Origin of the sequence: Streptomyces sp. NPDC046985 (assembly GCF_040644415.1) — a bacterium.
GTDB lineage: Bacteria > Actinomycetota > Actinomycetes > Streptomycetales > Streptomycetaceae > Streptomyces.
This window is the reverse complement of the sequence record NZ_JBEYWK010000017.1, coordinates 162492-174216: the sequence shown is the minus strand read 5'-3', so window position 1 is coordinate 174216 and position 11725 is coordinate 162492. Positions and strand designations below refer to the sequence as shown.

10 protein-coding genes are annotated in these 11725 nt (G+C 69.7%); 6 read left to right on the top strand and 4 right to left on the bottom strand.

The genetic code is table 11. The features are described 5' to 3' along the window. Positions 1 to 248: 248 nt before the first annotated feature. From ABZ861_RS22655 to ABZ861_RS22640, 4 genes are all read left to right on the top strand, one after another. A complete protein-coding gene (locus tag ABZ861_RS22655; protein WP_361632861.1) occupies positions 249 to 410 on the top strand; it encodes a hypothetical protein in 162 nt (53 codons plus the stop codon). Positions 411 to 478: 68 nt separating this feature from the next. Beyond that, a complete protein-coding gene (locus ABZ861_RS22650; protein WP_361632859.1) occupies positions 479 to 907 on the top strand; it encodes a hypothetical protein in 429 nt (142 codons plus the stop codon). 105 nt (positions 908 to 1012) lie between these two features. Continuing rightward, a complete protein-coding gene (locus ABZ861_RS22645) occupies positions 1013 to 1759 on the top strand; it encodes a hypothetical protein (protein ID WP_361632857.1) in 747 nt (248 codons plus the stop codon). A 79-nt stretch (positions 1760 to 1838) separates the two neighbouring features. After that, entirely contained in the window at positions 1839 to 2099 is a 261-nt protein-coding gene (locus tag ABZ861_RS22640; protein WP_361632855.1) for a hypothetical protein, read from the top strand. A gap of 1173 nt (positions 2100 to 3272) precedes the next feature. On the opposite strand, the gene ABZ861_RS22635 is transcribed toward ABZ861_RS22640, so the two are convergent. The 4 genes from ABZ861_RS22635 to ABZ861_RS22620 form a co-directional block, all read right to left on the bottom strand. After that, on the bottom strand, positions 3273 to 4049 hold the full coding sequence (locus ABZ861_RS22635) for a VWA domain-containing protein (RefSeq protein ID WP_361632853.1): 777 nt from the start codon (positions 4047 to 4049) through the stop codon (positions 3273 to 3275). Positions 4050 to 4785: 736 nt separating this feature from the next. Next, positions 4786 to 6279: a hypothetical protein gene (locus tag ABZ861_RS22630; protein ID WP_361632851.1), complete on the bottom strand. Its 1494-nt coding sequence runs from the start codon at positions 6277 to 6279 to the stop codon at positions 4786 to 4788. Continuing rightward, entirely contained in the window at positions 6276 to 6632 is a 357-nt protein-coding gene (locus ABZ861_RS22625; RefSeq protein WP_361632850.1) for a hypothetical protein, read from the bottom strand. Before ABZ861_RS22625 ends, ABZ861_RS22630 begins: the two co-directional genes overlap by 4 nt. 100 nt (positions 6633 to 6732) lie before the next feature. Further along, complete coding sequence (locus tag ABZ861_RS22620; protein ID WP_361632848.1) at positions 6733 to 7383, bottom strand: WhiB family transcriptional regulator; 651 nt, start codon at positions 7381 to 7383, stop codon at positions 6733 to 6735. 114 nt (positions 7384 to 7497) lie between these two features. On the opposite strand from ABZ861_RS22620, the gene ABZ861_RS22615 reads away from it, so the two are divergent. Both ABZ861_RS22615 and ABZ861_RS22610 read left to right on the top strand, forming a co-directional pair. Then, on the top strand, positions 7498 to 8283 hold the full coding sequence (locus tag ABZ861_RS22615; protein ID WP_361632846.1) for a GntR family transcriptional regulator: 786 nt from the start codon (positions 7498 to 7500) through the stop codon (positions 8281 to 8283). 1285 nt (positions 8284 to 9568) lie between these two features. Beyond that, positions 9569 to 11239, top strand: a complete 1671-nt coding sequence (locus ABZ861_RS22610) for a hypothetical protein (RefSeq protein ID WP_361632844.1) — start codon at positions 9569 to 9571, stop codon at positions 11237 to 11239. Positions 11240 to 11725: the final 486 nt, after the last annotated feature.

Genomic DNA, 11725 nt, shown 5'->3' with positions numbered 1-11725 from the left:
GGGAGGAGACCTACGGCGTAGGCAGGAAGTTCTTCTACGTGACGGCTGGCGACATCGGGCATCTCTTCTTGGCGAAGAACCTCGAATGGCTCCAGAGGGCCTAGCGCGTTGCTTAATTCTATGAATTAGACTGAATATTGTAGTCACTGAGCCGGACACAGCTCACTACGGACCTGCGGAAGAAGGAAGCCGAGGAGGAGAACGTCGGCGCCTTCCTGCGGGCCACGGATCACCGGACCGATGACGAATTGCGCACCGAGCTGGCCGGCCTGCGCGACATGCTGCACAACGCCGAGACCACCCTGCGGACCGAGGTCTCCGAGGCCAGTGCCGCGGACGCCGTCCTACGCGGGGACCTGCGAGCGGCCGTCCAGGCGACCCCACCCCTCCCAATAATCCTAGTTGCTTAACTCTATGAGTCTGTGTATTGTAGTGCTCACGAGGTCGACGGAAACACCGAGGAACTAAGGAGAGCTTGATGACCACCTTCGTGAACATGGACCCGCTTCCGGCTGAGGCTCGCCCAGTTCCTTGTGAGCGGGAAGGAGCGAACACCATAACCACGAACTGCACCTCGACGTACACGCGGGAGCGCGAGCAGGACGCGACGACGTACACCTGCAGCCGCGAGGCGAGCCACCCCGGCTGCCACCGCGCGGCGCACACGGAGACGGTCGAGTTGACCCGCCAGGTCCTGAAGTGGGGCATCTGGTTCACCGAGAAGTACACGGTCGAGGCGACCATCTGGTGGAGCGACTGGGAGGCGTTCCTGGCAGCGCAGCGCACCGCGCCCGACGCAACAGTGCTCGACCTCGGCGCTTGGCTGGCGACCAAGGAGGCGTGGTACGCCGAGATGCTGGGGTGCCAGCCCCGGTACGCGAAACTGACCGCACGCACCACTCGGTAAGCTGACCTTATTGCTTAACACTATGAATTTGGGTATAGTAATTCTCAGAAGGGGCCGGAAACGGCACTCCGGCCCCTCTCAACACCACCTGTCCTGGAGGACAACATGACCGTTCAGACCTTCACCACCACGACCGGCGCCACCTACTCGGCCGAGAGCACGATCGGCGAGAACGGCGAGGTCACCTACGCGGTCAAGCGGGTCGTACAGGAGGGCGTCATCCCCGTCGGGTCCTTCGTGATCCACCCCGACTACAACGCGGAGCCGACGACCCCGGGCCTCGTGAACGTCCAGTTCGGCGCAGGGTCGGCCGAGAACCGGCACCAGCGCAGCGACGTTCCGGCTCTGGGCAGCGCGAACGCCCCGTTCGTGGTCGGGCACAAGAAGGTCAACCCTCTGGAGATTTCGCAGACGTCGCCGATCCTCTGGCTCCGGAACCTCGCCGGTGCCCAGTACGCCACCGGCGTCAACGCGGTTGACGTGAGCGGCCGAACGGCGCTGCGCACCGCCGATCTGGTGACGGCCCTGGTGGTCGAGTGGATGAAGCGCGACGACCTCACCGAGCTGACCGCGAAGTACGCGGAGTTCATTAAGGCGGAGACCACCTGGACCGAGCAGCACGCCAAGACGAAGGCCGACAAGATCGACCAGCTCACGACGGACATCATGTCGATCGGTGAGCGGATCGCGGACATGACCAAGGAGCGTGACGAGCTTCCGGAGAACACCATCACCAGCCCGGACGTCACGCCGGACATGGCTCCCGCTGCTCAGCTCACTGGTGCGATCAACGTCCTGAACCTCAAGCGCGCCGACCTGTCCGCCGAACTGGCCACGCTGACCCAGGCGTGAGCCGTCCCCCGGGGTGCGCCGGATAAGGCGCACCCCGGGCCGGACCACTCGTCTCATCACCTAGGAAGGAGGTAGGACCATGAGCGACTCGCTCCCCCCGGGATCGCCCGACGGCGTGGCGGACGCCGTCGCGTTCATCACCTCAGCCGCCAGCGTACTGATCGCCCAGAAGTGGGGCGTGCGAGCGCCCACGGTCCATCAGGCGCTCAGCACGCCCGAGGCGGTCGCCGTCACCACCACTCGATACCTTCTGGCCCTCGGGGCCGGGAAGACCCCCGCAGAGGCCGCAGGTGACGTCGGTCGCTCCCTTCTGGCGGACGCCAACCAGCGTGCGGCGTAACGCCCGCCCCGCCCCCGCCCCCCGCCCCGCTCACGAACGTGAGCGGGGCGCGCTGCTGTCTGGTCCCTGTTTCCGCACACAAGGTCACCCGTCGTCTCCGCCCGCCAACCTCGATCTGCTCCGCGACCGACCAGGCCCGTCTCATTCCCACCGCACATCACCCATCTCGGCCCGTCTCCTCCGCTGCTGCTCTGCTCTGCCTCTGCTTGCTCCGCTGTCCTCGGCACCGCTTCAACCCGCTCCACCTCCGCACGTCGTACCAGCTTCAACCCGCTCCACCTCCGCACGTCGTCACCCTGTCCGTTCCTGCCTCCGCTCTGGTTGCTCGTCTAGATCCCGCCTCGCGCCGGCTCCGCCTGCTCTCCCGCTCTGTCTGATGTGACTTCGCACGTCCACCCAGCTCTGCCATAGGCCCGTAGGGAAGTAGTCGGCACGACTTCTACCCCTTGTCCGTGCCTGTGAGCTGCGTGTTTCACCGATTTCGGCAGCGCCCGAACGGGACCCGAAAGGGGATCTGAAACGGGACTCGAAACGGGTGTCCAACCAGGACTCCAAAGGGGACTCGAAACGGGACTTGGCGAAATGCAGTACGCGGGGCCCTGCTGGTCGCCGCGCTCGGAGGGGAATATCTCTCCCTGGCGGCATGTGGCCGGCATCGCAGGGGCTGGCGAGGAGAGATCTCCCTTCGCCGCTGGAGGGGAGATCTCTCCTCCGTCGAGGCGGCGGGTCCCCTTGCTGCAACCCAGTCGGAGGGGAGAGATCTCCCCCTCTCATGCGGTTACGTTATGGAATCGGGGAGGAGAGTTCTCCCTTGGCGCATCGGCATCGACAGCGTGACCAGCTGGACGTGGCGTGGGGCCCGTCGCATGTGCCGTCCGAGGTGTCTTCGCACCTGGTGAGCGTCTGGAGCTCTGTCCCGGCTCCGTGTCTCCCGGGCCGCAGGGGCGGCGTGTGGTTCGGCGGAGCAGAGCCGTGGACGATGCCGCCGCCGCGGGTACCCTCGCGTCGCGGCGGCGCCCGGCCGAGTCCAAGGGTCGAGGACTGTTCTCGGCGTTTCCGGCGCGGGCGGCACAGCCGGGTGTTCCAGCTGCCGACCGCAGGGGCGCGAGCAGCAGGGTGGAAATGCGTTCGCCCCCTGGCTTGGCCAGGGGGCGAACGCGGGGCTGTGGCGGGTCAGCGCAGAATGCCCTGGCCGCGGGCGGCTGTGAGCCACTTCGGGAATTCGCTCATCAGGTTGGCGTAGAGGTAGTCGTCGGTCAGGGTGCTGGGGCTGCCCCCGGCCGGGAAGAAGCCGGCATTGTCAACGACGCGCATCTGCGGGACGGGCATCTCGTCCAGGCGCCGGAGGTAGGTGAACGGGTCCTCTCCGAAGCCGACGAACTGCCAGAAGATCGGGAGCTTCGCCGCCTGCTGGAGCAGTTCCGAGGTTGCCGCCCTGTCGTCCGGGGCGCCGTCCGTTTGGAAGATCACGAAGGCGGGGGCGCTGGTCTTGCTCTGCTGGTAGTGCTCGATGACCGCTTCCATCGCGGTCGAGTAGTTGGTGCGGCCCATGTGGCCGAGAGCTTTGTGGATCGCGCCGACGCGCCCCTGGTAGTCGTTGAGGGCGATGTCAATGGTCTTCGAGCTGCGGCGGAGCAGCCCCCGGCGGACGTTGTGGGTGTGGACTTCGGTGGAGAAGAGGGTGAGTGGCACGATGCCGTCGTCGTCGAAGTGGGCGGCCAGGCCGAGGGCCTGTTCGGCCAGTCGCTGGACGCTTCCGTCACTGTAGAACGGGTGCATGGAGCCGGAGCGGTCGAGTACGAGGTAGACGGCGGCCCGCTCGCCCAGGAGTTCGTTCTTCCTCAGGGTGGTCTCGGCCGACTTGTAGGCGTCGATCAGGCCGGGGGCGGTGCCGGCGACCTTCTCCAGGCTGATGGCGGAGGTCTTGGTCAGGTTGATCGGGGTGGACATGGTGCTCCTGGTTCGCGTGCGGGAACGCCCGCTTTTGCGGGTTCGGGCAGTAGAGGTGTGATGTGCCGGGTCCGTGTGACGTCGAGCGGCCTGTGCCGCTCGACACGTCTCACACCCAACAAGCATTACATTACCAACATTCATAGTTTTAAGCAATCTCGGATTCCATGCCCCACTTCTCCGGCTGAGCAGTTCTGGTCGGCCAGGGCGTCGCGCAGGTCTGCGAGCCGGTGCCTCGGGGGCTTACCGAGAAATTCGGGGCCGACGCGAGGCGAGGGAGATAGCGGATGGCCCTCGACGTGGGGAACGGCCACCGGGTGAGCGGCTCGTCATCCGGGCCAGCCCACGGGGGCGGTCTCGCCAGGGACGGATTTGACGTACGGGCGGGCTCGGAGTTCGTTTCCGCCACCGGCGGCCGAGTCGCCGTTCGGGCGGGCTCCGGGGTCCAGGCCGCAGGGGGTTGTTCGTTTCGGCGCAGTCTGGTCGAGATCTTCATCGGCGGGTTCTGCCGGCCCCGGAGGCGCGTGTCGGCAACGGGATGACACGGGCGAGGGCGGGGCGCTGCGGTCGGTGCGCCGGGAGCGGAGGACGTGCGGGACGCTGGTCGGCGACGAGGGCGAGAGCTTGGGCGACGTGGTCGTCGAACGACACGGACATGGCAGGTCGAGTCATGGCGAGGTCCTTGGAGAAGTCGTGCTCGCGGGCGGCGGAGCCGGTGTCCGTCGAGCAGGGGATGTCAGAGGCGGCCGGCGCCGATGGGAACGAGGAGCTGGCTGCCGGGGAGTGGCTGGTAGGCGGCGGCCAGACCAGGGCGCAGGAGTTCGTCGGTGCGGTTGCCCGGTGCAGCGGATTCGCGCGGCTGGTCCCGGTGGTCGGGTTCGGTCGGCGGTCCTGCATCCGCGTTGGCCAGGGCGAGGACCTGGTCGACGTGCGTCTCCCGGGGAGGCGGAGTCGCCGGCCCGGTCGGGGCAGGGGGCATTGTGCCGCCGTGCCGGGCTACGGCGGCGGGGAGCCATTCGCTCTGTGAGGTGTGGAACTTGCGGGCCCGCGGCGTGCCGATGCCGATGATGCGGGCGCACTTGTTGATCCCATAGGCCAGCTTGCCGTCGCGGTGGCGGGGGATGAGACGCACGAAACTCTCCTCGACCTCTGCGTCCGTGAGGACGTCGCTCGTGCTGTCCGCACTGTCCATACCGGCTTCCACCTGCGGATTCCCGCTGGCTCCCGCACTGGCGGACGAGGTGGTATGGGCGGAACCGGCACGGGCCGGAACGGGTGCGGTGAATCCGATCAGCGTGCCGCGCATGGCTTCGAAGGCCGCCGCGGAGCGCAGATTCATACCGGCCCATTCCGTCTGGCGGACGCGCAGTTGAAGTCGGCTGACGACCTGTTCCAGCACCGCGGGATCGGCGCACCGCGCCCGCTCGCTGGCGTTCTGGGCGCGACCGTCGGCCCGTACTTCGAGAAGACGGAATGCCCAGCGGGTTGGTCTGCTGGCCTTGCGGACCGCGTCTTGGGCGCGGCGCAACCGGTACCAGCGGTAGGCGGCGCGGGAGATGCGTACCTCGGCGGTGGCCTCTTCCTGGGTGAGTTCCTGTCGGGCTGCGAGCAGGAGCGCGACACGAACGGCCTCGACGGGGTGGAGAAGGCGGGTCAGCGCCAGGCGACGGTCCGGGCGGGCCCGGTTGCTGTGGGCCGCGCGGCGTTCCTCCAAAGAGCCGAGTTCCCACAAGACTGCAGCCAGGATGGGCCACACCGCGCGTACGGCGGCGCCGAGCGGGGAGGCCGCTTCGGCCGCGGAGAACAAGGAGCTGGTGCCGGCCAGCACCCAGAAGAGGATTCCGGACAGGCCGGGCCCCTGGCCGGTGCGTGCGCGGCGGCGCGCGCGGCGGCCGCAGACCATCGCGGCAATGTCCAGGGCGATGAAGGGCAGGAGATCGAACGGATCGGCCAAGCCCATCTGGTGCCGGCCCACACGGCGAAGGCCGGTTGCGGACAGAGCCGCGGCGGCGGCTGCGATCACCAGGGTGAGGCGGTCTTCGACGCGGCGGCCGCGGAGCTCGAGCGCGGCGGAGCGCTGCTGCTCGTCGAGGGCGGCGTGGACTGCCCGCCGGCGCCGCAGGGCGAGCGCGGGGCCGAGGGTGAGAACGACCGTGCCGACGACGAACTGCCACGAGGTGAGCAGCTCGGCGAGGGTGAGCGTCGTACCGGGGAGCAGATCGAGGTTCACAGCCTGTCCTTCTGCTCTGCGGCGGCGGCAGCGCGGGCTTGGCATTCCTCGGCTACGAGGGGCGGCTCCTCGGTCACCCAGTCGCGGAACGCCTCACGTTCCAGGACGGCCTGGTGCCACAGCACGAGGAGCACGACGTTCAGCGGTGCGATGTGCTCGTCGTCGTTGGCGGCGGAGACAGGTACGTCGACGACAAGGTGGACGGGATCGCGCCGGGCGAGGTGACTGACCAGGGCGCGGTGGCGGCTGCGGAGCTCGGCCAGGTCTCGGCGGGCGGTTCGGGCGTCGTGGCGGGCGGTCGCCGCCGCACGCAGCAGCCGGTGCAGCGCGTCGGAGCGCAGGATGCGGATCACTGTTCACCCCCACTGCGGCCGGTACGCCGGCGCCGCGCCGGCGAGTCAGTGCTGGCGTGGTGGAGGACGGGCGGCACGACGTGGTGGAGCAGGGCCTGGTTCATGCCGCCTCTTCCCAGCCGGCCTGGGTGCGGTGGGCGCGGCGAAGGGTGTCGCGGCGCTCGACGGCCGAGAGGATCGCGGCCTTGTTCTCGGCTCGTTTGTCGGCCGGGACGGAGGAGCCCATGTACTGCTGGGCGATGCGCTGGACGTCGGCCGCGGCCCGGATCAGTTCGTTCTGGTCGTGGGCGGTACGCGTGTCCTCGGCGCGGGCGGTGGCCAGCCGGTCGTGCTCGGTCTTCAGCCGCAGCGCGAGCTTGCGCTGGACCAGGCCGCCGCGGACGCCGTGGGGGTCTTCGTCCCTCAGGGCGAGCTCGGCGCACGCGGCGCGGACGGGGCAGATCGCGCAGTGGTCGCGGATGGCGGCTGCCCTGCGGCGGCGCCAGTTGGAGTCGGGTTCCTCGTCGCCCTGGTAGAAGCGGTCGGGGTCGGGGGCCACAGCGTGGCAGACGGAGTGCTCCAGGGCTTGGCGCAGCTGGGGTCGGCGCAGCTGTCGGGCGATGAGGTGGCCGTCGCGGCCGGAGAGGTAGCCGCCGGCCGCGAGGACATCGACGGGGTCGGCCTGGGCGAGGTAGAGGGCGATCTCAGTCTCGTCGGAGTCGCCGGTGCCGGGCGTCTCGGCGGCGGTGGTGGTTCGGATTCGGGTGCTCATGGTGGGGCGGTCTCCATCACTCGTGATCACATCTGGCTCATTTGGCTTAGTCCAGATGAGCCAGATGGGGAATGATGCTGCACCGGAAGATCGCTCACGTCAAGGGGATCCGCGATGAAGCAGTTCAGGGCCCGGCCCGGGCTACGCCGGTACGGCAAGATGTGCGTCATGCCGAACCCGCTCCAGCAGGACAGAGTCACCGCCGAACTGCGCCGCGACATCGCGGCCGGCACGTTCGAGCCGGGGACCTTCCTGCCCTCCGGCCGAGAGCTCGCCGCCCGATTCGGCGTTGTCCGGAACACGGTCGCGGCCGGCATCACCCCCCTCGTCGAGGAGGGCCTGGTCCAGTCGCTGCCGAAGCGCGGCTATCAGGTCATCGGGGTGCCGGCCTCGGCCTTCGAGGTGACCTGGACACGGGAGGGCATGCTCCTGCCCGCCGGCGAGGAGCGGCTCGACCGCGGCGAGCAGCTGCGTGTGGAGAGGCTTCAGGCGCCGCAGGTGGTCGCCGATCTCCTCCAGGCCCCGGAGGGGATGGAGGTGCTGGTGCGCAGTACGGTCCACCACCGTGCGGGTGCGCCATGGGTCCTTCGGCGGTTCTACGTGCCGCAGTCGGTCGCCGAAACCGTCCGCGGGCTGTCGACGCCGACCCACGTCGACGAGGTCCGGCTGCTGTCGGAGCACGACCTCGACGAGACGGACCTGCGAAGCCGGTGGTCCACGCGCGCGGCCGCCGGTGACGAGGCGCGCCTGCTGAAGTCCGGCCCCTCCCCCGTGCACGTCATCCAGCGCACAGGCTTCCGCGGCGAGGAGCCCGTCTACTGCGAGCTGCTGACCGTCAGCACCGGTCGCGTCTTTCTGTCACAATCACGCGGATCTGTCCGTGAACGATCCATCTCGTAGGCATTTTTGGTGTGTGCACGCCATGTGCTGCGGCCATGAATCGGCTGTCCACATACGAGGAGGATGGGGATATGGTGACTTTCAGTCGATCTAGTGTCGACGCCGAAGCACGATGCCCCCGCGACTTTGAGCAGGTCACGGGGGCTTGTCGAACCGAGAACCGATAAGGCGGTCTCGTGGTGAAGCGTACTCGCGCCCACGCGCAAGCCCTCAGCCAGCCCGCTGATCGAGCGGCGTCCTCGACGCCGTCGTGGCGGGCTGTTGTGCTGAGCGGCTCGCGCTCCGGGCGCACCGCCCCGGTCAAGGGGGGCGGGATGTCGTAGCCGACCGGGCGGGCGCCTTTTGCCAGGCCGCTCCTCGCCCCTTCTCCGCCGGTCTCGGAGTTTGCCGCTCCTCGATCCGGCCTTCACCGCCCAGCGGGAGTTTGCCGCTCCCCTGAGCGAAGTTCAGACCTCTCGGTCTGATGATCACTGCCTCACCAGCAGCTGCCCCAAGCGGGGCTTTGTCGTACCCCGGGCCAGGCTCGGGGAGGACGGAGTACATCTTGCAGTACCGCCATGCTCTTTGTCAGCTCAGGCGGCGCGCGCTGCGGCCGATCCCGGCCACCATCGCCTGCGCCGCCGTGCCCGCGGACGCGCATCGCGCCCCGTCCCCGGGGTCCCGCACGGCGCCGCCGCCGATCTCGCGGACCCCTTGTCCGGCGGATCTGTCCGGCGCACGGACCCCTTGTCCCGTTCCTGGACCCGCTCGGTTCCGCCGGCCTCGGCGGCCTCGGCGGCCTGTGTGCGCTGCCCGCTGACCTCGCGTCCCGTGCCGCAGGACAAGGGGTCCCGGTGGTCCTCACCAACCCCCTTGTCCCGCAGGTCAGCCCAGGTCCCGCCGCGGTCTGGAGGCCGAGCGGACCGACGACGGTCCGGCTGTGGACAAGGGGGGCCGAAATCCTCCGCGCTCTTCCGTCACACCGAACCGGGTCCGTGCACCTCTATGCCCGACACCCACTTCTGACCGGCTGAGGACCGCACCCGCATCGACAACACAACAGTCCCGCCCACCGTCGGAGGGACTGCGACACCCAGCGCAGCGAGCCTCGGGCCGCTGTGCCAGGAGAAGTGTGCCCACCACCGTTCTGAACGTCAGCCCAACCGCCTCCCCGGACGCGCACGCAGCCCCCGGGGACGAAACGAGCACCGCACCGCCGGGCAGCGCAGCCCCCTTGCCGCGCCCCGGCACGACGGCGTGCCCAAGCCCCGGTGCGCCCGTGCGCCGCCAGCGGGTCAGGGTCCCGATGCGGTTGGTGACCTCCGCGTTCTACGCGGACATCGCCTTGGCGGTGTACGTCAAGGTGAAGGCGCTGGGTCTACGCGAGGAGGGGTGCCAGGCCAGAGCGGCGACGATCGCCTCGTACCTGGGCATCTCGAAGGCCTCGGTGGAGAGGGGGCTCGCTCAGCTGGCCCGTCCCGCGCCAGACCAGGTCGTGGAGCTGACCTCGCGGCGGCGCACGCTGCGCGGCGGGCGCGGCACGTCGGCGTTGCGCCGGACCAGGCCGCTGTCGCGCACGGAGGCGTTCGTGTGGGTGCCGGTCGCGGCTGCGGAGGACCTCTCCCCCCGTCAGCTGCGCGCGTACGCGGTCATCGCCTACGCCCAGGCGGTGGGATTGGCGCTGACCGAAGCCGAGCTGGCCGGCTCCCTGTTCCACCACTCCGGCGCGAAGGCCGGACAGCCGCTGACGACCACGGCGGCGGGCGTGGTCGTGGACGAGCTCGAGTCCGCGCGATGGCTGACCGTACGGCGCAGGGCGGCAGCATACGGACGGCACCAGTTCGTCGCGCACGACATCGTGCCGGACGAGGTTCCGCCCGCCCTGTGCGAGGACGACGACGGCGGCCGCGAGGCTGCGGAGTCCGGGACGGACGAGTCCGGCACTTCCCCGGTTGGTGAGGGATCGGGTCCGCTGGGTGGTGAGGGGTCCCTCGCGAATGAGGAATCACCTACGACTGACCGACCTGATGACGTGAGCGCGCTTGGCTCACCCGCCGTAGGCGAGGCTCAGGTAGTAGAGGGCGCCTGGCCTGTGGAAAACCCGCCGGGCGCTCCCGCGCGAACCCGGCCGGCGGCTCCTCTCGCGCTCCGCGCGGGTGAAAACACCAACTCCTCCATCCCGAAGCAGCGTGGCGAACCGGCGCCCGCCCCCAGGAGGCCGTACGCCGGACCGCAGCTGACGATGAGCGCGGAGATCTACGCGGTGCTGGAACCCGTGCACTGGCTGCTGGGCCGCGTCGGCAACGCGTTCGTGGCCCGGAAGATCGCGCGGGAAGTCGGCCGCCAGCTGCGGTCCGGCATGGCCGCGGAGCGGATCCGCCACCGGCTCACGACGCGGTTCGCCCAGACCATGACCTCGGACATCGACGATGCCGGCCGGTGGCTGCTCGGTGTCGCGCTACCGCGGTGGGGGTGCGGGCATCAGGACTGCGAAGCCGGGGTGATGTGGTCGACCGGACGCCGGTGCGACGTGTGCGCGGAGGTCGTGGCCGACCGGTTCTTCGCCCGCCAGCGAGCCCAGCGGCTGGAGGACGGTCTGTGCCCTGAGCACGGAACCCGCCCCGGTATGTCCGGAGCCTGCACCGACTGCACCGCGGACGACGCGGTCCGGCGGCCGGCGGCGAAAAAGGCCGTCCTCGATCTGCCGCCAGGGCCGCCTCGCGGAACCTGCACCGGATGCTGCACCAGGATCTTCCTCGTCGGCCGGGCCTTGGCCGACGGGCTGTGCCCCCCGTGCCGCTCGGAGGTATCGAGGCCGACCGCCCCGGCGTCGATCCCCATGCCGACCAGGCCCTGGATGAGTGAGCCGATGATGTGTACCGGAGCGAACGACGTCCCCTGCGGCCGCGAGGCCCTACCCACCCGAAGCGTCTGCGCCCGGCACCGGATCCTGGAACTCGCCTCGGAAGCAGCTTGACGCCAGATCGTCGCCGAGGGCAGAGCCGTTCCGATGCGGCGGAGCGCACCACGGTGGGAGGCCGGTGCACCGGTGCGCACCCCGGACCGCACCTGCCGCACCACCGCACCGCAGGTGCGGTGGTGCGGCAGGTGCGGTGGTGCGGTGCGGGGTGCGGTGCGGGCGGTCGTCCCGGTGCGGTGCGCACCGGGACTCCCCGAGACCTGATGCGGTGGTGCGGTGCGGTGGTGCGGCCGAGCCGGCGCACCCCGCACCACCATCGGGAGCACCCGGTGCGGTGGCGGTCCGGAGCTCGTCGGCCAACCAGGTGCGCACGGTGACCTGACCGCGCGCCCTGGCTGCGCCGGCTGCGGAGCGTGATCATTCCGACCCCTTGTCCGGAAGCGGCGCGCCTATCACAGGACCCCTTGTCCGGCTTCGGGCTCGACCCCCTTGTCCGGGATCGGTCCGGCCGATCACCCCCTTGTCCGGCACCGGACCGAGCTA